Source organism: Methylovorus sp. SPW-M1, from assembly GCF_053848825.1.
In genome coordinates, this window is sequence record NZ_CM132626.1 from 91007 (window position 1) to 115441 (window position 24435).

The 24435-nt window shown below is 55.3% G+C and carries 15 protein-coding genes; 8 read left to right on the forward strand and 7 right to left on the reverse strand.

Annotation, left to right across the window (positions count from 1 at the left end; all coding sequences use genetic code 11):
• The first annotated feature begins 2 nt into the window (after nucleotides 1-2).
• From atpA to ACWWD9_RS00465, 7 genes are all read left to right on the forward strand, one after another.
• Nucleotides 3-1544 (forward strand): F0F1 ATP synthase subunit alpha, encoded by a 1542-nt coding sequence (gene atpA, locus ACWWD9_RS00435; RefSeq protein WP_013443519.1) that lies wholly within the window; start codon nucleotides 3-5, stop codon nucleotides 1542-1544.
• Nucleotides 1545-1587: 43 nt separating this feature from the next.
• Nucleotides 1588-2451: a F0F1 ATP synthase subunit gamma gene (atpG, locus tag ACWWD9_RS00440; protein ID WP_013443518.1), complete on the forward strand. Its 864-nt coding sequence runs from the start codon at nucleotides 1588-1590 to the stop codon at nucleotides 2449-2451.
• Between the two features lie 46 nt (nucleotides 2452-2497).
• Nucleotides 2498-3895: a F0F1 ATP synthase subunit beta gene (gene atpD / locus ACWWD9_RS00445; protein ID WP_013443517.1), complete on the forward strand. Its 1398-nt coding sequence runs from the start codon at nucleotides 2498-2500 to the stop codon at nucleotides 3893-3895.
• 23 nt (nucleotides 3896-3918) lie between these two features.
• Nucleotides 3919-4344, forward strand: coding sequence for a F0F1 ATP synthase subunit epsilon (locus ACWWD9_RS00450; RefSeq protein WP_013443516.1), 426 nt, complete (start codon nucleotides 3919-3921; stop codon nucleotides 4342-4344).
• Nucleotides 4345-4428: 84 nt separating this feature from the next.
• Nucleotides 4429-5787: a bifunctional UDP-N-acetylglucosamine diphosphorylase/glucosamine-1-phosphate N-acetyltransferase GlmU gene (gene glmU, locus ACWWD9_RS00455; protein ID WP_455867378.1), complete on the forward strand. Its 1359-nt coding sequence runs from the start codon at nucleotides 4429-4431 to the stop codon at nucleotides 5785-5787.
• Between the two features lie 22 nt (nucleotides 5788-5809).
• Complete coding sequence (glmS, locus tag ACWWD9_RS00460; protein ID WP_455867379.1) at nucleotides 5810-7639, forward strand: glutamine--fructose-6-phosphate transaminase (isomerizing); 1830 nt, start codon at nucleotides 5810-5812, stop codon at nucleotides 7637-7639.
• 410 nt (nucleotides 7640-8049) lie between these two features.
• Complete coding sequence (locus tag ACWWD9_RS00465) at nucleotides 8050-10899, forward strand: EAL domain-containing protein (protein WP_455867380.1); 2850 nt, start codon at nucleotides 8050-8052, stop codon at nucleotides 10897-10899.
• Between the two features lie 46 nt (nucleotides 10900-10945).
• Here ACWWD9_RS00465 and ACWWD9_RS00470 read toward each other — a convergent pair whose 3' ends face one another.
• From ACWWD9_RS00470 to argS, 4 genes are all read right to left on the reverse strand, one after another.
• A complete protein-coding gene (locus ACWWD9_RS00470; protein ID WP_455867381.1) occupies nucleotides 10946-11764 on the reverse strand; it encodes an SDR family oxidoreductase in 819 nt (272 codons plus the stop codon).
• Between the two features lie 8 nt (nucleotides 11765-11772).
• Nucleotides 11773-12405, reverse strand: coding sequence for a thiol:disulfide interchange protein DsbA/DsbL (locus tag ACWWD9_RS00475; protein ID WP_013443511.1), 633 nt, complete (start codon nucleotides 12403-12405; stop codon nucleotides 11773-11775).
• Nucleotides 12406-12472: 67 nt separating this feature from the next.
• The gene (locus ACWWD9_RS00480; RefSeq protein ID WP_013443510.1) at nucleotides 12473-13078 is read right to left on the reverse strand and encodes an SPOR domain-containing protein; all 606 of its coding nucleotides are present in this window, start codon (nucleotides 13076-13078) and stop codon (nucleotides 12473-12475) included.
• 29 nt (nucleotides 13079-13107) lie between these two features.
• Nucleotides 13108-14766: an arginine--tRNA ligase gene (gene argS, locus ACWWD9_RS00485; RefSeq protein ID WP_015831237.1), complete on the reverse strand. Its 1659-nt coding sequence runs from the start codon at nucleotides 14764-14766 to the stop codon at nucleotides 13108-13110.
• Nucleotides 14767-14853: 87 nt separating this feature from the next.
• Here argS and ACWWD9_RS00490 point away from each other — a divergent pair, with 87 nt between their 5' ends.
• Complete coding sequence (locus ACWWD9_RS00490) at nucleotides 14854-17064, forward strand: primosomal protein N' (RefSeq protein ID WP_455867382.1); 2211 nt, start codon at nucleotides 14854-14856, stop codon at nucleotides 17062-17064.
• 55 nt (nucleotides 17065-17119) lie between these two features.
• Here the strand turns inward: ACWWD9_RS00490 and hemE are convergent, their stop codons facing one another.
• The 3 genes from hemE to ACWWD9_RS00505 form a co-directional block, all read right to left on the reverse strand.
• Nucleotides 17120-18184, reverse strand: a complete 1065-nt coding sequence (gene hemE / locus ACWWD9_RS00495) for a uroporphyrinogen decarboxylase (RefSeq protein ID WP_455867383.1) — start codon at nucleotides 18182-18184, stop codon at nucleotides 17120-17122.
• A gap of 66 nt (nucleotides 18185-18250) precedes the next feature.
• A complete protein-coding gene (locus tag ACWWD9_RS00500; RefSeq protein WP_455867384.1) occupies nucleotides 18251-19678 on the reverse strand; it encodes a glutamate synthase subunit beta in 1428 nt (475 codons plus the stop codon).
• Nucleotides 19679-24355: a glutamate synthase-related protein gene (locus ACWWD9_RS00505; RefSeq protein ID WP_455867385.1), complete on the reverse strand. Its 4677-nt coding sequence runs from the start codon at nucleotides 24353-24355 to the stop codon at nucleotides 19679-19681.
• Nucleotides 24356-24435: the final 80 nt, after the last annotated feature.

Consider the following 24435-nt stretch of genomic DNA (forward strand, 5'->3'; position numbering starts at 1 on the left):
TTATGCAGTTATCTACATCAGAAATCAGTGAGCTGATTAAGAGCAGGTTAGAGAATTTCTCCACCAGTGCCGAAGCGCGTACTCAAGGTACGGTTATCTCGGTGACTGATGGTATCGTTCGTATTCATGGCCTTTCCAATGTGATGGCCGGTGAAATGATCGAATTCCCTGGCAACACATACGGTCTGGCTTTGAACCTGGAGCGTGATTCTGTGGGTGCCGTGGTTCTGGGTGACTACGAAAAGATTACCGAAGGCGACATCTGCAAATGTACAGGTCGCATTCTGGAAGTGCCAGTAGGTCCTGAACTGGTTGGTCGCGTGGTAAATGCACTGGGCCAGCCTATCGATGGCAAGGGTCCTATCAATGCCAAGCTGACAGACAAGATTGAAAAGGTTGCTCCTGGCGTTATTGCCCGTAAGTCGGTTTCGCAACCCGTACAAACCGGTCTGAAGTCTATCGACTCCATGGTGCCAGTTGGCCGTGGTCAGCGCGAACTGATCATTGGCGATCGTCAGACAGGCAAGACTGCTGTTGCCGTTGATGCCATCATCAATCAAAAGGGTCAGAACATGACCTGTATCTACGTTGCGATCGGCCAAAAGGCTTCCACTATCGCCAACGTGGTACGCAAGCTGGAAGAGCACGGCGCAATGGAATACACCATTGTCGTAGCCGCTTCTGCTTCCGACTCTGCCGCCCTGCAATTCCTGGCACCATACGCTGGTTGCACCATGGGTGAATACTTCCGTGACCGCGGTCAGGATGCACTGATTGTGTATGATGACTTGACCAAGCAAGCTTGGGCCTATCGTCAGATTTCCCTGCTGCTGCGTCGTCCACCAGGCCGTGAAGCTTATCCAGGTGATGTGTTCTACATCCACTCCCGTCTGCTTGAGCGTGCAGCTCGCGTGAACGAAGATTACGTAGAGAAGTTCACCAACGGTGAAGTCAAGGGCAAAACAGGTTCCCTGACCGCTCTGCCTATCATTGAAACCGCAGCTGGTGACGTTTCCGCGTTCGTTCCTACCAACGTAATTTCGATTACCGATGGTCAGATCTTCCTGGAAACCGATCTGTTCAACGCTGGTATCCGTCCTGCGATCAACGCTGGTATTTCGGTATCTCGCGTAGGTGGTGCAGCGCAGACCAAGGTTATCAAGAAGCTGGGCGGTGGTATTCGTCTGGCACTGGCTCAATACCGTGAACTGGCAGCGTTTGCGCAGTTTGCTTCCGATCTGGATGAAACCACTCGCAAGCAACTCGAGCGTGGTCGCCTGGTGACCGAGTTGATGAAGCAGGCTCAATACGCCCCGCTCAACATCTCTGACATGGCCGTGACCTTGCTGGCAGCCAACAAGGGTTACTTCGATGACGTGCCGGTTGCCCGTGCACTGGCATTCGAATCCGCCTTGCATGCTTTCCTGAAGTCCAAGTACAAGAACCTGCTGGATAAGATTGAAACTACCCAGGATCTTGGCGGCGACGACGAGAAGGCTGTGGAAGCCGCAATTAAAGACTTCAAAGCAACGAATGCTTACTAAGCCTTTGGCGATTTAAGTATTCACGAGACAGGCAGACGAGACAATGGCCGGTAGCAAAGAAATTCGTACCAAGATCAAGAGTGTTGAAAATACACGCAAGATCACCAAGGCGATGGAAATGGTCGCCGCATCTAAAATGCGCAAAGCGCAGGAGCGGATGCGGGCTGGTCGTCCTTACGCTGAAAAGATCCGCAATGTGGCGGCTCACCTTTCTCATGCAAACTCTGAGTACAAGCACCCTTTCCTGATTCAGCGCGCTGAAGTCAAGAATGTGGGGCTGATTGTGGTCAGCTCGGACAAGGGCTTGTGCGGTGGTTTGAATACCAACGTACTGCGCTTGTCGCTGAATCAGATGAAAGCATGGGAATCGGCTGGCAAGGGTATTGCGGTAAGCGCGATTGGCAACAAAGGGTTCGGTTTCATGAACCGTGTTGGGGCCAACGTTAAATCGCATATCACTGGCTTGGGTGATGTTCCTCACCTGGAAAAGCTGATCGGTACGATCAAGGTCATGCTGGACGCCTATGTGGCTGGTGAAATCGACCAGTTGCACATCTGCTTTACGCGTTTCATCAATACGATGAAACAGGAGCCGGTCATGGAGCAGTTGCTGCCATTGAACGGTGAGCAGATGGGCACCGCACAAGGCCACTGGGACTATATCTACGAGCCTGAAGCACGTGAAGTCATTGATGAGTTGCTGACGCGTTACATCGAGTCGCTGGTATATCACGCTGTTACCGAAAACATGGCATCCGAGCAAAGCGCCCGGATGGTAGCGATGAAGGCCGCATCCGACAACGCCAAGAACGTCATCGGCGAGCTGAAACTGGTTTACAACAAGGCCCGCCAAGCTGCGATTACCAAAGAAATTTCAGAAATTGTCGGTGGTGCGGCTGCCGTTTAAGGCAGCAGCGGTGTAACGAATTAAGATAAAGATTGAGGATACCAAGATGAGTCAAGGTAAAGTTGTTCAGTGTATTGGTGCGGTGGTTGACGTTGAATTCCCACGCGACCAGATGCCTAAGGTATATGAGGCACTTGTTTTAGATGAAGAGAACTCCACAGCAGAAGCTGGTCTGACGCTGGAAGTTCAGCAACAACTGGGTGATGGCGTGGTTCGTACCATTGCCATGGGTTCCAGCGATGGTCTGTCCCGCGGCATGAAGGTGAAGAGCACCGGCAACCAGATTCAGGTTCCCGTTGGTCACGGCACTTTGGGCCGTATCATGGACGTTCTGGGCCGCCCTATTGATGAAGCCGGTCCTATTGAGTGTGATGAGCGCCGCTCCATCCACCAGAAGGCTCCTTCGTTTGAAGAGCTCTCCCCTTCCGTTGACTTGCTGGAAACCGGTATCAAGGTGATTGACCTGGTATGTCCGTTTGCCAAGGGCGGTAAAGTGGGTCTGTTCGGTGGCGCCGGTGTAGGCAAGACCGTGAACATGATGGAACTGATCAACAACATCGCCAAGCAACACGCCGGTCTGTCGGTGTTTGCCGGTGTAGGTGAGCGTACCCGTGAAGGTAACGACTTCTACCACGAAATGAAGGATTCCAACGTTCTGGACAAGGTAGGCATGGTGTTCGGTCAGATGAACGAACCACCAGGCAACCGTCTGCGTGTAGCGCTGACTGGTCTGACCATGGCGGAGCGTTTCCGTGACGAAGGCCGCGACATTCTGTTCTTCGTTGACAACATTTACCGTTATACCCTGGCTGGTACCGAAGTATCCGCGCTGCTGGGCCGTATGCCTTCTGCTGTGGGTTACCAACCTACCCTGGCTGAAGAAATGGGCCGCTTGCAAGAGCGTATTACCTCCACCAAGGTGGGTTCCATTACCTCGATCCAGGCCGTTTACGTACCTGCGGATGACTTGACTGACCCATCCCCAGCCACCACCTTCTTGCACTTGGACTCCACCGTTGTGTTATCCCGTGATATTGCAGCGCTGGGTATCTACCCTGCTGTTGATCCACTGGATTCCACCTCACGTCAGCTCGATCCATTGATCGTGGGCGAAGAGCACTACAACGTGGCACGTGCTGTGCAATCAACCCTGCAGCGCTACAAGGAACTGCGTGACATTATCGCGATTCTGGGTATGGATGAACTGTCTCCTGAAGACAAGCTGGCAGTGGCTCGTGCACGTAAGATTCAGCGCTTCCTGTCTCAGCCTTTCCACGTAGCTGAAGTGTTTACTGGTTCTCCAGGCAAATACGTAACGCTGAAAGACACCATCAAGGGCTTCAAGGCGATTGTGGATGGTGAGTACGATCACCTGCCAGAACAAGCGTTCTACATGGTAGGCGCGATTGAAGAAGCTGTAGAAAAGGCAAAAACCTTAAACTAAGCTAGTCTTAAGGAAACTTAAATATGGCATCCACAATACATCTAGACGTCGTCAGCGCAGAAGCTTCCATTTTTTCGGGTGAAGCCGAATTCGTGGTGGCTCCTGCCAAGCTGGGTGAGGTTGGTATTTACCCCAACCACACTCCGCTGATTACGACGATCAAGCCTGGCGTGTTGCGCGTCAAGGTGGCAAACGAGGCTGAAGAGCAGGCGATTTATATTTCTGGCGGCATGCTGGAAGTGCAGCCTGGCATTATTACTGTCCTTGCTGACACTGCGATTCGTGGTCATGATCTGGACGAAGCCAAGGCCGCTGAAGCCAAGGCCGCAGCAGAAGAAGCAATGAAAAACAATGCTTCTGAAATCGATTATGCCCGCGCCCAGGCTGAACTGTCAGAAGCCATGGCACAGCTCCACGCCATTGAGCGTCTGCGCAAGAAGTCGCATTAAAGAGCAACGCGAGTAGCTCACGGAAAGGCAGCCTCTGGCTGCCTTTTTTGTTTATACTTGAAACATTAGAAATCACACTCCACCATGCTGAATATACTCATACTGGCCGCGGGTAAAGGCACCCGCATGCATAGTGACTTGCCTAAAGTCCTGCATCCCGTCGCTGGCAAATCGATGCTGGCGCATGTAATTGAAACCGCCAAGCAACTCTCTCCCAGCAAGATTCTGGTGGTCTATGGATTTGGCGGCGATGCCGTGCCTGATCAGTTTCGCCATGAAAACATTCACTGGGTACAGCAGGCTGAGCAATTGGGCACGGGCCATGCGGTAATGCAGGCTCTGCCTTTCCTTGACCCTGAAGCCAAAACCTTGATCATGCTGGGTGATGTCCCATTGATCAGCGTGCAGACTTGCCAGGAGCTGTTGAAGAATCAAGCCAAGCTGACTTTACTGACTTTTGCCAAGGCAAATCCTTCAGGTTACGGTCGTATCGTGCGGAATGCGCAGGACGAGGTGGTGGCGATTGTTGAACACAAGGATGCCAGCGAAGAACAGCGCCAAATCAATGAAATCAATACTGGCATCATGGCAGTGGACAATCATGCCTTGTCGGAATGGCTGAAAAACCTTGGTAATGACAATGCCCAAGGCGAATACTACCTGACCGACATAGTCGGAATGGCAAGCCAGCAAGGCATCGCTGTTTGTGGTGTATTGGCACCCAATGAGCCAGAAATTACAGGAATAAACAGTAAGTCAGATCTGGCGGCGATTGAGCGCTGTTATCAACAGCAGCAGGCTGTGCAGTTGCTGCAGCAAGGGGTTACCCTGAGCGACCCTGCCCGAATTGATATACGCGGAAAGCTGAGCGTTGGGCGTGATGTCAGCATTGATGTGGGGTGTGTGTTTGAGGGTGAGGTACACCTGGCCGATGGCGTGCGGATTGGACCATATTGCGTTATCCGCAATGCGAGCATTGGCGTTGGTACCGTTATTGCGGCTTTTACTCATATTGATGATGCTGAGATCGGCAAGCAAGCCAAGATTGGCCCATACGCGCGCCTGCGCCCTGGCACGGTTCTGCAGGACGAAACGCATGTCGGCAATTTTGTTGAACTCAAAAACGCTCAGGTCGATGTGGGTAGCAAAATCAATCATCTTAGCTATGTAGGCGATACCACCGTAGGTAAACAGGTGAACATCGGTGCTGGTACCATTACCTGCAATTACGATGGTGTTAACAAATTCCGCACGGTGATTGGCGACAATGCCTTTATCGGCTCGGATTCGCAGCTGATTGCGCCCGTCACCATAGGCGCAGGCGCCACTATAGGGGCAGGCTCAACCATCAGCAAAGACGCCCCAGCGGGCGAGCTTACAGTCGCGCGCGGTCGCCAAGTCACAGTCAGCGGCTGGAAACGCCCGGAAAAAATCAAGAAGTAACCCACCACAAGGAAAGCAAGTCATGTGCGGTATCGTAGGTGCAGTAGCCAAACGCAATGTAGTGCCAATATTGATTGAAGGCCTGAGTCGGCTTGAATACCGCGGATACGACTCGGCGGGCATCGCCGTGCTGAATCAGGGCATACAACGCGTGCGCGCAGTTGGGCGCGTGAGTGAAATGCAGAACAAAGCCAACGCGCAACAGCTTAGCGGCTTTGTGGGTATCGGGCACACACGCTGGGCAACCCATGGTGGTGTGACTGAATCCAATGCGCACCCGCATGTATCCAAAGGTGAAATCGCCGTCGTGCACAATGGCATTATTGAAAACCACGATGAACAGCGCCAGCGGCTGAGCGCATTGGGCTATCTGTTTGAGTCGCAAACCGACACTGAAGTCATTGCCCATCTGGTGCATTACCATCACGCACAAGGTAAGTCTTTACTATCGTCGGTACAGGCTGCTGTAAAGGAGTTGACGGGCGCTTTTGCGATCAGCGTTATCTCCATCAATGCCCCGGAACTAATGATTTGCGCCCGTCAGGGCTGCCCGCTGTTGATTGGTCTTGGTCAGGGTGAAAACTTCATCGCTTCAGATGTCTCCGCCGTATTGTCGGTAACCCGTAGCGTGATCTATCTTGAAGACGGCGATGTTGGGGAAATCCGTGAGGATGGCGTTAGTATCTACGATGGCACTGGGCTAGTCGTGGAGCGCACAGTACACATGAGCGATGTCTCTCTGGCCTCCATGGAGCTTGGCCCCTTCTCGCATTTCATGCAAAAAGAGATACATGAACAGCCCCGGGCGCTGACAGATACGATAGAAGCGCTGATAGACGATGCCAGCTTTTCGCCTGCCCTGTTTGGTGAGGGAGCGGAAGAAGTATTCGCTGAGGTGGAGAGTGTACTGATACTGGCGGCAGGGACCAGTTATTATGCGGGACTTACAGCCAAGTACTGGCTGGAAAGCATTGCACAGGTTCCCACCTCGGTAGAGATCGCCAGTGAATACCGCTATCGCCGATCCGTCCCCAACCCCAAGCAGTTGATCGTGACCATTTCACAGTCAGGGGAAACGTTGGATACCATGGAAGCGCTGAAGCATGCCAAAACTCTGGGTCATACGCTGACATTGGCAATATGCAATGTGCAGGAAAGTGCTATTCCACGCGCATCGCGCCTTATCCTGTATACCCGCGCAGGGGCTGAAATTGGCGTCGCCTCCACCAAGGCATTCACCACCCAGTTGGTGGCCTTGTTTACCTTGGCTGTGACGCTGGCCAAACAGCATGGTCGCCTGGCAGACGGCCAGGAACAGGATTATCTGGATGCTTTGCGTCATTTGCCAGGCAGCGTCCAGTACGCGCTTAATCTTGAGCCGCAGATCCGCGAATGGGCCACGTTCTTTGCCAACAAGCAGCACGCCCTGTTTCTCGGTCGTGGCATTCATTACCCGATCGCCCTGGAAGGCGCTCTCAAGCTCAAGGAGATCTCTTATATCCATGCCGAGGCCTACCCTGCCGGCGAATTGAAACACGGCCCACTGGCCCTGGTAGATCGCGATATGCCGGTGGTTGTTATTGCACCGAATGACGTGCTGCTGGAAAAAGTAAAATCCAATATGCAGGAAGTGAAAGCGCGCGGCGGCGAGTTGTTTGTATTTGCCGATGCCGATAGCCACTTCACGGAAAGTGAAGGCGTGCATGTTATTCGCACGCCACGTCATGTGGGCGTGCTCTCCCCTATTCTTCACACTATCCCCGTGCAGCTACTGGCTTATCACGCTGCCTTGCTTAAAGGCACCGATGTGGATAAACCCAGAAACCTGGCCAAATCCGTCACGGTGGAATAGTCTCGCCACGGAGCTTGCTTCCGTCTCACCTCGCATGCTGGATCAACATCGGGCAATCAGCTCAGGAATAGTGCCCGTACGTTGATCCAGTATGAAGGACGTTTTAGTTCATCTTCCCCAGATCAGCTCACACTGTTCGGCATGCAGATTGCTTGCTGAATAAGATATGCCCGGCTTTAAACGATGCACTTTGGTTTATAGCGCGATCATTATTGGCAGATGTATTGCCAAGGCTCATCCAGCAGAATAGGCTTTGTATCGCCATCTTCGGGATCAGGCATGCATATACCCCGGTAATCGCGGTTTGCCTGGATGGAGGGCAGGAATATCTTGTCATTGGGATACGCCCAATAAAGAGTGCTAGCGCGAGCGCCAGCAGAACGACAATCAGGGCAAGTGGCGCACTAAACATGAGCAGGCTTGAAATACACACTGATGCAGGGGACGCGGTGGATATTCCCGCCATATTGAGCTTCGCTCTCAATAAGGTGACGGAGTCTATATTCCTGATCGATGCTTCCTCCCGAATCCGCTACGTAAATCAGGAATGTTGTCGGACCCTAGGCTATAGTCAGCAGGATTTGCTTGCCATGCGGGTCGCTGACATTGATCCCACTGTGGACCAAATGGTCTGGCGTGATCATTGGCAAGCGCTCACAGCAGAAATTTCGCTCACATTCGAAAGCCGGCACCTTACCAGGCAAGGCAAACTCCTGCCGGTAGAAATCAATGCCAATTACTTTGAATACGCGGGAACCGCTTACAACCTCGCGCTGGTCAGGGATATTTCAACACGCAAGAACCTGCAGGACCAACTGGAAGCGAGTGAAGCTAAATTTCGCGATCTGGTCGAGCACGCCCCCGATATTTTTATCCGCTATGACCGGGACTGTCGTCGGATTTTTATCAGCCAGGCGTATGAAGAGGTGTATGGCATACCCTTAACCCAAGCGCTGGGCAAAAAGCCCACTGAGGTGTGGGGCAAGGCATGGACGACGCCCGCAGAATACGAACGTCAGCTGCAAGAGATCATGCGCTCACGCAAGCCCGGCAATATCGAATTGCAGTGGGTAGCAGATGATGGGCAGTATTTCTGCAAGTCATTGCAGATAGCCCCGGAGTTCGATGCAAATGGCGATGTGGTCAGTGTGCTCAGCATTACGCGGGATATTTCGCAACGGCGGGCCGCCGAGAATGCCTTGCGTTTGCGCGATGAATATCAGCGTGCACTTATCGATAATTTCCCCTTCATGGTCTGGCTGAAAGATCGGCAGAGTCACCTGCTGGCAGCCAATACGGCCTATGCCGAGTGGGCGCAGGCCGCGTCTACCCGCGATGTGGATGGCAAAACCGACTTTGATCTTTTTCCCGAGGAAATTGCCAAAGCCCATATTGCCAGTGATCAGGTGGTGCTCGAAAGCGGCAAGCCCTGGCATGCGGTGGACCAGGTGAAAGACCAGCATGGTCGCCAACGCTGGATGGAAATCTACAAATCGCCAGTGCGTGTGAATGACGAACTGAAGGGTATTGTGGGCTATGCCCGTGATGTGACCGAGGCCAAGTTGAACGAACTGGAGATCGTGCATCGCGAAATTGAGCTGCGCACGCTCATTGATAATACCCCTGATGCGATTACCCGATTTGACCGCGACGCCAGACGCATCTTCGTCAATAATCGTAAACTGGAAAAACTGGGCATGGAGCGGGATGCCATTCTCGGTAAAAAACCTTCCGAATACCCTGGCGGCACTGTTTTTTCTCAATACGAACAGAAAATACTGGATGTGGTCGCTACCGGTCAGCCGGGATTCATGGAAATGACCGGCACTACCCCTGAAGGGGAAACCTGGCATTCCCATATCCGCATTGTGCCGGAGCTGGATGAACAGGGGCAGGTGCAACATATTCTGGCGGTGGAGCGCGATATTACCGAACTGGTTGCCTATCGCGAGCGAGTCTACTATCTTGCCTACTATGATTCACTGACCAATCTGCCCAATCGCACCCTGTTCAATGACCGCATCAGCCAGGTGCTGATGGAAGCGCAGTGGAGCAAACAGAAGTTTGGCGTGATGGTGCTCGATCTCGACCATTTCAAGAGCATCAACGACAGTCTCGGGCACCTGGTTGGCGATGAGTTGTTGTGCGCCACGGCGGATCGCCTGCAGATGGCCATCCGCACCTATGACACCGTCGCGCGCATGGGTGGCGACGAGTTTGCTATTCTGTTACCTGATATACGCAAGCCGGACGATCTGGCCACCATTGCCAATAAAATTGTGCAGGTGATTGCGCAGCCCTTCCACATTCAGGGCAAAGAGCTGTTTATCTCAACCAGCGTTGGCATTGCCACTTATCCGCTTGATGGGGAGGATCAGGAGGCATTGTACAAATGTGCCGACGCGGCGATGTATCACGCCAAGAGCATGGGGCGGAGCAACTACCAGTTCTACAGTCATGATCTGGGCTCAAAAGCGTCGGAATACATTGCGATTGGTACGTCGTTGCGACAGGCATTGCGCAACAACGAGTTTGTCCTGCATTTTCAGCCACAGATGGATCTCCTCACTGGCAAGCTATTGGGCGCAGAAGCTTTGCTCCGCTGGAACCACCCCCTGCGTGGCCTGTTGCCGCCTGATGATTTTATAGGGGTGGCGGAAGAAAGCGGGTTGATTGTCGAAATTGGCGAATGGGTGCTGGAAAATGCCTTTAACGCCATCGTCGAATTGAATCGGCTACGCGACGATAAACTCACCGTCGCCATCAATCTTTCCGCGCGCCAGTTTCTCTATAACGACTTGCTGGCAGCGGTGAGCCGCCTCTTGGAGAAAACCGGTTGTTTACCCGCATGGGTGAAGCTGGAAATCCGCGAAAGTCTGCTGCTGGAAGAAAATCCCGACGTCATGGCGGTGCTTAATGCCTTCAAGGCCATGGGTATTACCATCGCGATCGATGATTTTTGCACGGGCTATTCAGCGCTCAGTTATCTGGGGCAGTTCCCGGTACGTCAGGTCAAGATTGACCGCTTGTTCATGCAGGATGTGGTGCAGCAGCAAGACAGGGCCGAGCTGGTCAATGCGATTATCCGCATTGCCCAGGCGCTGCATCTGGAGCTGGTGGCAGAAGGGGTAGAGAGTGCCAGTCAGCTCGCCTTTTTGCGTGAAAAAGGCTGCACCATGGCACAAGGATTTTTCCTGGGGAAACCCATGCTGCTGGAAGAATTAAAGCAACTCAGGCCTGAGTTGCTGGGCATCGCTTGATGCTCACTACGCACTAGGCATGTGTTAAGGCGATCACTGCGCCTATTTATTCCACGTCTATCCGTGCCTTGTGCGGGGCGCGGCGCATCAGGCCATCCCACAGCCAGCACGGCAATATTCTCAGCAAACGCGCGACCCAGCCCATCTGCCAGGGAATCACCACAAAGCGCTTTCTGGCGGCAATCGCCCGCGCGAATTTGCTGGCGGCCACGTCCACATCCATCAAAAACGGCATGGGATAGGTGTTTATATCGGTCATGGGGGTGCGGATATAGCCTGGTGCAATCGTAGTCACAGCAATCCCATGCGGCAGCATTTCGATGCGCAGGCTTTCCAGATAAGCAATTGCGGCCGCTTTGGAGGCGCTGTAAGCGCCTGCCCCTGGCAGGCCCCGGATTCCGGCTACACTGGCAATGCCCACCAGCTGGCCTTGTCCACGCTGCTGCATGGCGCTAATAAACGGTTGAAAGGTATGTACCAGGCCTTGCACATTAATCGCCATGACGGCGGCAAATGCCGTGCTGTCTTCCTTGATCGCCGTGAGCGTGCCCCGGCTGACGCCGGCATTGCCAATGACGATATCGGGTACACCATGCTTGCTGATGAAGTCAGTGGCGGCCTGTGCCAAGGCGTCAGCATCACGCACATCCACCGCATAGGTTTCACAAGCGCCCGCGTACTGATCGCGGAATGCCAGCAAGGGCTCCGCGCGTCGCGCCACCAGGCCCAGTGTCGCCCCTAGCCCGGCATAGTGCTGTGCCAGCGCCATGCCGATACCGCTGGAGGCGCCGGTGATGAAGACGTTTAAAGTATCAGCCCGCCGGGCGGTAGCCGTGGCGGGCTGTGAAATAGGCGTGGAACTCACGGGCTAGATTACTTGCCGCCGCGTTCCTGCTTGGCCTTGGCGATCAGGAAATCAGCCACGCGCAACGCCTGGTCATTGCCACCGGCCATGCTGCTCGAAGTGATGTATTTGCCATCCACAATCAGCGTGGGAACGCCAGTTGCGCCAGAAGCACGGAATACCTGGATGGCGCGCATGATTTTGGTATTGGTGGAGAAGGAGTTATAGGCTTCTTCTACTTTCTTGCGATCCAGGCCGCTTTGCTTGACCAGCCAGTCTACAAAGGCTTTTTCGTCGTCAGGACGGAAAGCATGTTGCTTGTGAATGGCTTCGAACAAAGGGCTATGCAGTTTTTCCAGTACGCCGAGGGATTCCATGGCGTAATAGGCTTTGGCCATGGGCGCCCAGTCAGGACGTGGCACACCAGGGATACGCTTGAACACCACATCGGCGGGCAGCTTCTTTACCCAGGCGTTGATGGCGGGCTCCATCTGATAGCAGTGCGGGCAGCCATACCAGAACAACTCAATGACTTCGAGCTTGCCGTTGCTATCGCTGGGGATGCTTTGCACCGTCAGGTTGTAATCGGTGCCGGCTTGCGGGTCTGCTGCCATGACATGGGTGGAAACCAGGAGCAGCAAAGCCGCCAGGAATTTTTTCATGATTCGAATCCTTGTTGATGTAAGTTGTAATCGACTAACGCATTAAGCTGGTTGCGGCTGACAGGCTTTATCCAGGCGTACTGCTATTCACTTTGATCAGGTCAACCTTAAATCCGTTCTGTACCAGCTCTTCACGGGATTTATTTATTTGGTCGACATTGGCAAACGGGCCAACCCGCACGCGGTGCCATACCCCCTTGTTAGGGATGGTGGCGGTTTGCACGATGGCTTCCAGTCCCAGCAGGGCCAGCTTGGCCTTCATGTTGTCGGCTTCCTGCTCGGTCTGAAACGCGCCCACTTGCAGGAAGTAGCTTTCCTGCACTTTGGTGGCTTCTGGTGCCGCCTGTTTCTGCTTGATTTCCTGTTCCGTTACCTGGGTTTCGCTGCCAGGCAGGATGGTATAGAAATCAAAGCGTGGCTTTTCCGGGGTATCGGCATTCTTTTCGGCCTTGGGCAAGGCGCTGGTATCTGCCTTGGCGGTTTCTTCTGGCGCTTTTTCCGGAGCACGGCTGACAAAGGGACTGTCACTTCCTTTAACCATGATCGCTACCGCGACCGACAGGCCAACGCCCAGAACCAGCCCAACCAGCAGACCGGAAAAGAACGGGCTGCCCTTTGACTTGCTGCCGCTCTTGCTGGATGGGGCGCTGCGGGGTTTGTAATCTCTGCTCACATTATCTCCTTGCTTGCTTTCTATATGGCCTACATTTTTTCCGGAGCGCTCACGCCCAGAAGATCAAGGCCATTTTTTAATACCTGGCGTGTAGCGCTGATCAAGGCCATACGGGCGAGCTTGAGTGCGCTATCTTCTACCAGGAATTGCTGTGCGTTGTAATAGCTGTGCAGATCGCTTGCCAGCTCTTTCAGGTAATTGGCGACCATGTGCGGAGCCAGTTCATCGGCCGCATTTTTCACAACATCGCTGAACTCATCAAGACGCTGCAGCAACGCTGCCTCGTGCGGTGCATCCAGGCGGCTAAGGTCTGCGCCCACCAAGCTGCTTTCGTCGCCGCCCCATTGCCCCAGCACGCTGCAGATACGGGCATGCGCATACTGGATGTAATACACCGGGTTGTCGTTGGTTTGTGCCCGTGCCAGATCGATATCGAATACCAGTTGTGAATCGGCCCGACGCGCAGCCAGGAAATAGCGCGTGGCATCGCAGCCTACCTCTTCGATCAGGTCGCGCAGAGTGACATAGCTGCCCGCACGCTTGGAAAGTTTGACCTCCTCGCCACCTCGCATCACCGTCACCATCTGGTGTAACACATAATCTGGCCAGCCTTGCGGAATGCCGATATCGAGCGCTTGCAGGCCGGCGCGTACGCGGGTAATGGTGCTGTGGTGATCGGCGCCCTGCTCGTTGATCACGCGTTCAAAACCACGCTTCCACTTTTCCACGTGGTAGGCCACGTCAGGCACAAAATAGGTATACCCGCCTTCGCGCTTGCGCATGACGCGGTCTTTGTCGTCACCAAAGTCGGTGGTCTTGAGCCAGAGGGCGTCATCCTGCTCATAGGTATGGCCACTGTTGATCAGGGCTTGTACTGTGCTTTCCACCTTGCCTTCGGTATAGAGGCTGGATTCCAGGGAGAACACATCAAACTTGATCTGGAATGCCTGCAGATCAAGATCCTGCTCATGCCGCAGGTAAGCCACGGCAAAGCGGCGTATGGATTCCAGATCATTGACGTCACCGCTGGCAGTCACCTGCTGGTCATCCGCCACCACGGTTTCACCTGCCAGATAAGCCTTGGCAATGTCGATGATGTATTCGCCGCGATAACCTTCTTCAGGGAAGGTTGGGTGCTCGGGGGTGAGTCCCTGCGCACGGGCATGGACGGACTTGGTCAGATTGTCGATCTGCGCCCCAGCATCGTTGTAATAGAATTCGCGCGTGACATCCCAGCCGTTGGCTGCCAGCAGCCGCGCCAGACAGTCACCGACTGCCGCACCACGGCCGTGGCCGACATGCAATGGCCCCGTTGGGTTGGCGGAGACAAACTCCACTTGTACCTTGCGCTGCTGCCCTGCGTTATTGTGACCGAAACGGTCACCCTGCTCGCGTATCTGCGCAATCACGCCATGGCGTGCCTGGCCATTCAGGAAGAAATTGATAAAGCCAGCGCCTGCGATTTCTACCTTGGCAACATACTCAGAGGCAGGCAGTGCCTGGATCAGGCTCTCGGCAATGGCGCGTGGGTTCTGGCGCAGGGGTTTGGCCAGCATCATGGCCAGATTGGTGGCAAAATCGCCGTGGTCGGCAGACTTCGGGCGTTCCAGCTGAATCGAAAGACTTGCGCTATCGACCCCCAGGCTTTTTGCGGCCTGGGTCAGTAATTCGGTAAGATGTGCTTTCAAGAGAGTGAAGTCTATACAATATGACGAAAGTCGCTATTCTAACCCATTGACCAACAACGCTCACCACCCGATTCAATATCTGTTTCAATGATCACTACCCCACCTCCCATGGGCATCCTGCAAGTCGCACTGGATGTGCCTATCGACAGCCTGTTTGATTACCTGGACGGTGGCCTTGATGTCGCCGTGGGGCAGCGCGTGGTGGTGCCCTTCGGCCGTCGGCGGCAAATTGGCATTGTGGTGGGCAAGAGTGCGGTGAGCGAGGTGCCTTCTGCCAAACTGAAGGCGATCGAAACGGCGTTTGTTGATGAACCACCGCTGGATCCGGATACCTTTGCCCTGCTGCGCTTTTGTGCGGATTATTACCAATACCCATTGGGACAAGCTTTGCTGGCCAGTTTGCCTGGGCGTTTACGCCAAACCGAGCCTGCGGTGTCGCGCAAGCAATATGCTTTTCGCCTGTCTGCCGTGGGCCTGGCCGCCGATATTGAGCAATTACCCCGGCGCAAGCTTATCCAGCGCAAGCTATATGCCGCCTTGCTTGAGCATGGCGTACTGCATGAAAGCGCGTTGCCGGAGATTTCTGCCAGTTGGCGCGGCGCCATGCAGGGCTTGCAGGAGTCTGGCTGGGTAGAAGCGGATGAGGTGCTGGCAGGGTTGTCGGCTTCGGTGTTAGCCGCCGTACCGCCGCCGCCATTGAACGAAGACCAGACTGCTGCCCTGCAGCGCATGCAGGCTAGCGAGGGATTTAAGGCATGGCTGCTGCATGGCATCACCGGCAGTGGCAAAACCGAGGTTTACATGCAGTGGCTGCAACAGATGCTGGCGGACAATGATGGTCAGGCGCTGGTGCTGGTGCCTGAAATCAATCTGACCCCGCAGCTGGAAGCGCGCTTTCGAAGCCGTTTGCCGCATCTGCCCATGGTGGCATTGCATAGCAACCTCGGTGAGGCCGAGCGCTTGCAGAACTGGCGTCTGGCCCAGTCTGGCATCGCCCGTATTGTGGTGGGCACCCGCCTCTCGGTATTTACCCCTCTGCCCAGGCTGCGGCTGGTGATTGTGGATGAAGAGCACGATGGCTCTTACAAGCAGCAGGACAGCATGCGCTACCATGCCCGCGATGTGGCCATGGTGCGGGCGCAACGGGCGAAAGTGCCCATCGTGCTGGGCTCGGCAACGCCATCCCTGGAAACCTGGCACAACGCGCAAACCGGCAAATATGGCTTGCTGACGCTGCAAAACCGGGCTGTCGCTAAATCGCAGTTGCCCCGTATCGGTTGCATCGATACCAATCGCGTTGAATTGCAGGATGGGTTATCGCCCGCTCTGATCGAAGCGCTGCGCCAACGCCTGGAGCGCAAGGAGCAAAGCCTGCTGTTCATCAATCGGCGTGGCTACTCGCCAGTGCTGTTGTGCAATGCCTGCCACTGGATAGCCTCATGCACCCGCTGTAGCAGCCGGCTGGTGGTGCATCTGCGGCAGAGCCGCTTGCGATGCCATCACTGCGGACATGAGCAGAAGATCGTGCGACAGTGCCCAAGCTGTGGCAATGCCGATTTGCACCCTACCGGCCATGGTACGCAGAGGCTCGAAGAAACCCTGGCGCGCCTGTTCCCCACGGCACGCATTCAACGCGTGGATCGCGACAGCACGCGGCGCAAGGAAGCCCTGGCAGATATCCTGCAGGCGGTGCATGCCGATGAGATTAATATTCTGGTGGGCACGCAGATGCTGGCCAAAGGCCATGACTTTCCCAATCTGACGCTGGTGGGGGTGGTGGACACCGACAGTGCGCTATTCAGCCCGGACTTTCGGGCGGCTGAGCGCCTTTTTGCCCAATTGATGCAGGTGTCTGGCCGGGCGGGTCGGGCTGATAAACCCGGTGAAGTGCTGATTCAGACCACCTTCCCCGAGCACAATCTGTTCAATGCCTTGCGTAAGCACGATTATGTGGCATACGCAGATTCACAGCTGCAGGAACGGCAGCTCGCGCAATTTCCGCCCTATGCTTTTCTAGCCCTGCTGCGTGCTGAGGCCAATCAGTATTCACTAGTGCAGGATTTTCTGAATGATGCATTGGTATTGGCAAGGCAGCTGAGTGAGCATGTGCTTACGTATGATCCCGTGCGGCCGCAGATGGAAAAGTTGAAGGGTATGGAACGGGCTTACTTGCTGATGCAGGGCGAAAGCCGTTTGCAGATTCAGCAATTATTGCGACACCTGGTACCCCAATTGCGCGCCCATCCATTAGCCAGCAAGCTGCGCTGGACGGTCGATGTAGACCCCCTGGAGTTCTAGCGCCTGTTTGTTACGGCAACGCCGCGTTAGCAGGAACCCAGGGCGTCTTCTTGATTTAAACGTGGTACTGCGGGCTCAGGGCTTTCACGGCCTTGATCATGGCTTCCGCATTTTCTGGGGGCGTATGCTGCGTGATGCCATGGCCGAGGTTGAATACATGGCCGTGACCATGACCGTAACTCGCCAGTATGCTGGCGACTTCCTTTTCAATCGCTTCCGGGGTCGAGAGCAGGATGGCCGGGTCCATATTGCCTTGCAGCGCCACTTGGTCGCCTACCCGCTTTCTTGCCTCGCCAATATCCACCGTCCAGTCTAATCCCAATGCATCCGCACCTATCGCCGCTTGCGCTTCCAGCCACAGGGCGCCGCCTTTGGTGAATACAATGCTGGGCACAGGGCTGCCGTCGCGTTGCTTGATCAGGCCCGCGACAATTTTTTCCATGTAAGCCAGGGAGAATTCGCGGTATGCGTTATGCGAGAGCGCGCCACCCCAGGAGTCAAAAATCATCACGGCCTGGGCGCCCGCTTCAATCTGGGCATTGAGATAAAGCGTGACGGTTTGCGCGGTGATATCCAGCAAATGGTGCAACAGCGCAGGCTCGGCATAGGCCATCTTCTTGATGGTGAGGAAGTCGGTGCCACCCTGGCCTTCGACCATATAGGTGGCGAGTGTCCATGGGCTGCCGGAGAAGCCGATGAGGGGCACGCGGCCATCCAGCGTTTTGCGTATCTGGCTGACAGCATCCGTGACATAGCCGAGATCAGCGGCGATGTCCGGCACATGCAGCTTGTGAATCGCGGCGGCGTCGCGCACTGGGCGTTCAAACTTCGGGCCTTCGCCTTCGACAAAATACAGCCCCAGCCCCATCGCATCGGGGACTGTCAGGATATCGGAAAACAGGATGGCAGCATCCAGCGGATAGCGATCCAATGGCTGCATGGTGACTTCGGTGGCAAAGTCGGTGTTTTTGCACAGGCTCAGGAAGCTGCCGGCATTCTTGCGCGTGGCACGGTATTCCGGCAGATAGCGTCCAGCCTGGCGCATCATCCAGACGGGGGTGTAATCGGTAGGCTGCCGCAGAAGTGCGCGTAAGAAGGTGTCGTTCTTGAGAGCTGTCATGGTGGGGGCTTTTCAAAAAAATGAGGGGATACCAGCGGTATCCCCTTGTGTCATGCCTGGTTAGCCTTATCTTGGCAGGGTGGATGATCCCATCAGGAACTCATCCACAGCGCGCGCGCATTGGCGACCTTCGCGGATGGCCCATACCACCAGGGATTGACCGCGGCGCATATCGCCAGCAGCAAATACCTTGGCAGACGAGGTTGCATAGCAGCCTTCGCCGTCAGTGGTTGCCTTGGCATTGCCGCGCGCATCTTTCTCAACGCCAAATGCGTCCAGTACCTTTTGTACCGGGCTGACAAAGCCCATAGCCAGCAGCACCAGATCCGCCTTGATGGTGAATTCGGAACCTGGAATCTCGACCATCTTGCCGTCTTTCCACTCTACGCGTGCGCCCTTGAGTGCGACGACTTTGCCGTTTTCACCAATCAATTCCTTGGTGGTGATGGACCAGTCACGATCGCAGCCTTCTTCATGGGAACTGGAAGTACGCATCTTCAGTGGCCAGTTCGGCCATACCAGTTCCTTGTTTTCCTTTTCAGGCGGTTGTGGCATCAGTTCAAATTGCGTGATGGAAGCCGCACCATGACGGTTGGAAGTCCCTACGCAATCGGAACCGGTATCACCGCCACCAATCACGACGACATGCTTGCCGGTTGCCATGATCTGGTTGGGGATGGTATCGCCTGCGACCACTTTGTTCTGTGGCGTCAGGAAATCCATGGCGAAATGCACACCGTCCAGCGCACGGCCAGGCACTGGCAAGTCGCGAGGATATTCGGCGCCGCCCGCCAGAATGACCGCATCAAATTCCTTGGTCAGCTGTTCAGCGCTGACGTTTTCACCCACATTCTGACCTGTGCGGAATTCAACGCCTTCCGCGCGCATTTGCTCCATACGGCGATCAATATGGCTTTTTTCCATCTTGAAGTCAGGGATGCCATAGCGCAGCAGGCCACCAATGCGGCTTTCCTTTTCCAGCACCACAACATCGTGGCCTACGCGGGCCAGTTGTTGTGCCGCTGCCAGGCCTGCCGGGCCGGAGCCGACGATGGCCACTTTCTTGCCGGTTTTGCTGGCAGGAACCTGAGGCTGCACCCAGTCGTTTTCCCAAGCCTTGTCGATGATGGCGTGCTCAATCGACTTGATGCCAACGGCATCGGCGTTGATGTTCAGCGTACAGGCCGCTTCACAGGGTGCCGGACAGATACGGCCGGTAAACTCAGGGAAGTTATTGGTGGAGTGCAGCACGTCAATCGCATTGCGCCAATCCTGGCGATACACCAAGTCGTTCCAGTCAGGAATGATGTTGTTGATCGGGCAGCCGCTCATACAGAACGGAATGCCGCAATCCATGCAACGAGCACCCTGAGTCTTGGCCTGGTCATCGCTCAGGTGAAGAACGAATTCCTTGTAATTCTTGACCCGGTCATTGACTGGCAGGTTGGCCTCGGACAGACGGCCATATTCCATAAATCCTGTTACTTTGCCCATTTATGCGGCTTCCTTCTTTTCTGCAGCAGCCAGTTCATTCAGAACGCGCTTGTATTCATTAGGCAGCACCTTGATGAACTTGGCGCGTGCCTGATCCCAATCTGCCAGTATTGCCTTCGCGCGGCTGCTACCGGTGTATTCGGCGTGCTTTTCAATCAGTGACTTCAGCGTGGCTTCGTCGTGCTGACCCATGTGGTGACCGGCACCGGCAGGCGCGTGACCCGCAGCTTCCACGGTTTCCAGGCTGACCATGCTCATGTTGCAACGCTTGGCGAACATGCCATCGATGTCGTATACATAAGCTACGCCACCCGACATCCCCGCTGCAAAGTTGAGGCCAGTCTGACCGAGCACAACGACTGTGCCGCCCGTCATGTATTCACAGCCATGGTTGCCCACGCCTTCAACTACCGCGGTGGCACCCGAGTTGCGCACACAGAAACGCTCGCCTGCCACGCCATTGAAATAGCTCTGGCCAGAGGTAGCGCCATACATCACGGTATTACCCGCGATGATGTTGTCTTCCGGTACACCACGGAACGCCTTGGGCGGCTTGATCACAATGCGGCCGCCACAGAGACCCTTGCCCACGTAATCGTTGCCTTCGCCGGTCAGCTCGAAGGTGATGCCTTGCGTCAGGAAGGCAGCAAAACTCTGCCCTGCGGTGCCGCTCAGCTTCACGGTGATGGTGTCGTCAGGCAAGCCGGTACGGCCATAACGGCGCGCAATTTCGTGCGAAAGCATGGTGCCCACGGTACGGTTGGTATTGACGATAGCTGTCTCGATGACGGTCTTCTCGCCTTTTTCCAGCGCGTTGCCTGCCTGGGCAATCAGCTTGTTGTCCAGCGCCTTTACCAGGCCGTGATCTTGCGTCTCGTTGTTGCGACGGGACACGGTTTCATCAACCTTGGGCTGGTGGAATACCTTGGTGAAATCCAGGCCACTGGCCTTCCAGTGGTCAATGCCTGCTTGCATATCCAGCAGATCAGCACGGCCGATCAGGTCTTCAAACTTGCGGATACCCATGCTGGCCATCAGTTCACGTACTTCTTCAGCAACGAAGAAGAAGTAATTCACGACGTGCTCAGGCTGGCCGGTAAATTTCTGGCGCAGGACCGGATCCTGGGTAGCCACACCGACCGGGCAAGTGTTCAGGTGACACTTGCGCATCATGATACAGCCCTCAACCACCAGCGGTGCCGTGGCAAAGCCGAACTCATCGGCACCTAGCAGGGCGCCTATCATGACGTCACGACCGGTTTTCATCTGGCCATCCACTTGAACAACCACACGACCGCGCAACTGGTTCAGCACCAGGGTCTGCTGTGTTTCGGCCAGGCCCAGTTCCCATGGCGTGCCGGCATGCTTGATGGAGGAAATCGGCGATGCGCCGGTACCACCGTCATGACCTGCAACCACGATATGGTCAGATTTTGCTTTTGCTACACCGGCGGCAACCGTGCCGATGCCGGTTTCCGATACCAGCTTGACCGATACCGAAGCCTTGGGATTGGCATTCTTGAGGTCATGGATCAGCTGAGCCAGATCTTCAATCGAGTAAATGTCATGGTGTGGTGGTGGCGAAATCAGGCCAACACCCGGCACCGAGAAGCGCAACTGGGCGATATAGGAACTAACCTTGTGGCCTGGCAACTGACCGCCTTCGCCCGGCTTGGCACCTTGCGCCATCTTGATCTGAATCTGGTCGGCATTCGCCAGATACTCTGCGGTAACACCGAAACGACCAGACGCCACCTGCTTGATGCTGGAACGCAGGGAGTCACCTGCCAGCATGGGCACGTCTTTCTCAATGCGGTCCTTGCCCAGCACTTCTGCCAGCGAACTGGCCTTGGCTACCGGGATGAAACGCTTGGGATCTTCACCACCTTCGCCAGTGTTGGAGCGACCGCCAATGCGGTTCATGGCGATAGCCAGCGTGGCATGGGCCTCGGTGGAGATGGAGCCCAGCGACATGGCGCCAGTGGCAAAGCGCTTGACGATTTCCTTGGCGGGTTCCACTTCTTCCAGCGGCACAGGGGCGCCAGCTGACTTGATATCGAACAGGCCGCGCAGCGTCATGTGACGGCGGGTCTGGTCGTTGATCAGCTTGGCGTATTCCTTGTAAGTGCTGGCACTGTTGGTACGAGTGGCATGCTGCAGCTTGGCAATGGAATCAGGCGTCCACATATGTTCTTCGCCGCGCACACGGAAGGCGTACTCGCCGCCCGCTTCCAAGGCATTGCTCAGAACCGGGTCGTTACCAAACGCGGATTGATGCTGGCGCAGGCTTTCTTCGGCCACTTCATTCAGGCCTATGCCTTCGATAGTGGTGGCCGTGCCGGTGAAGTACTTGGCGATAAACGGGCTATTGAGGCCGATTGCTTCAAAGATCTGCGCGCCACAGTAGGATTGGTAAGTGGAAATGCCCATCTTGGACATGACCTTGTGCAGGCCCTTGCCAATCGCCTTGACGAATTTCTTGTGACCTTCCTTGATGTCGCCGCCCTTGCCTTCTGCGCTCATCATGTTGCTGATGGTTTCAAACGCAAGCCATGGGCAGATTGCTTCGGCGCCATAACCGCCCAGCAGCGCGAAATGATGCACTTCGCGGGCAGAGCCGGTGTCGATGACCAGGCCGGTATTGGTACGCAAGCCAGCGCGTACCAGAGACTGGTGCGTCGCAGAACAGGCCAGCAATGCCGGGATGGCGATACGGTCAGGACTTACCTGACGGTCAGACAGGATCAGCAGGTTGAAGCCGTTGTGCACGGCATCCGCTGCAGCTTTGCACAGGGATTCAATCGCGGCAGCCATGCCTTGCTTGCCTTGTGCGGCAGCATAGGTGATGTCCAGCGTCAGCGTGCGGTAACGGCCCTGGGTCAGGCTGTCGATCGCTTTCAGCTGTTCGAGCTCGTCCAGCGTCAATACAGGCTGGCTCGCTTCGAGGCGGATAGGTGGGTTGGTTTCATCAATGCCCAAGAGGTTAGGCTTGGGGCCAATGAAGGTGACCAGCGACATGACCAGCTCTTCGCGGATCGGGTCGATAGGCGGATTGGTGACCTGCGCAAACAGCTGCTTGAAGTAGGTGTACAGTGGCTTGGGCTTGTTGGACAGCACCGGCAGAGCGCTGTCGTTACCCATGGAGCCCGCACCCTCTTCACCATTGGTGATCATGGGTTGCAATACAAACTTCAGGTCTTCCTGCGTGTAGCCAAAAGCTTGTTGCAGGTCGAGTAGGTTGGCATTCAGCTCCAGCTTGGTTTCTACCTTGGGCAGATCGCCCAGGAAGTAACGGGATTTTTCAATCCACTCACGGTATGGCTTGGCTTGTGCCAGGCTTTGCTTGACTTCAGCGTCGTCGATAATGCGACCTTGTTCCATGTCGATCAGGAACATCTTGCCGGGTTGCAAACGCCATTTCTTGACGATTTTTTCTTCCGGGAAGGTCAGCACACCCATTTCGGATGCCAGCATGACGTGGTCATCATCGGTAATCAGGTAACGGGCAGGACGCAGGCCGTTACGGTCCAGCGTGGCGCCTATCATGCGGCCATCGGTAAAGGCCACGGCGGCAGGGCCATCCCATGGCTCCATCAGCGCAGCGTGATATTCGTAGAAAGCGCGACGGTCTTCGTCCATCAGGGTGTTGCTGGACCAGGCTTCAGGAATCAGCATCATCATGGCGTGCGGCAATGAGTAGCCACCAGCGACCAGCAGTTCTAGCGCATTGTCGAATGCAGCGGAGTCGGACTGGCCTTCCACGATCAGTGGCCACAGTTTTTCCAGGTCTTCACCCATCAGGGCGGAGCGCATGGATTCGTGGCGGGCCGCCATCCAGTTGACGTTACCTTGCATGGTGTTGATTTCACCATTGTGGGCAATCATGCGGAATGGGTGCGCCAGATCCCAGGCTGGGAAGGTATTGGTAGAGAAGCGCTGGTGTACCAGTGCCAGGGCGGACACCATGGTCTCGTCCTGCAGGTCCTGGTAATACACGCCAACTTCATTTGCCAGCAGCATGCCCTTGTAAACCAGGGTGCGTGAGGACAAGGAAGGAATGTAGAACTGGTTGCCGTCTTCTAGCTTCAGGGCGCGAACGGCATGTTCAACGCGTTTGCGAATAACGAACAGTTTGCGCTCGAAGGCGTTCTGGTCGGCTGTGGCCGGCCCGCGCGCAATGAATACTTGACGCATGACAGGTTCAACCGCACGCGCTTGATCGGCGATATTGCTGTTGTCGCGTGGCACATCGCGCCAGCCCAACAGGGTCTGGGCTTCTTCGTGCACGATGCGGGCAATGATCGACTCACAGGCTTCGCGACCGTTTTGCGATTGCGGCAGAAACACGATGCCACAGGCGTACTCGCCTTCGGCAGGCAGCGTGATATTGAGCTTGGTGGCTTCCTTGCGCAGGAAGGCATCAGGCAACTGAATCAGGATGCCAGCACCGTCGCCCAGCTTGGGGTCGTAGCCGGTGGCGCCACGGTGGGTCAGGTTAGCCAGAATCTGCAGGCCCTGCTCCACGATCTTGTGGCTCTTTTTGCCCTTGATGTGCGCGATCATGCCGACGCCACAGGCGTCGTGCTCATTGCCCGGATTGTAAAGGCCCTGCATTTCAGGGTTCGTCACTGTTGCTGTTTCATTCATTGGCGTATTCACTCGCGTTACCAAACTCATGTCTCCATCTCATCTTTCGACACTGCTGCATCTTTGTAAGGCACTAATTAGAACCGGGCGCCTTGTTCTTCCCTCATCCC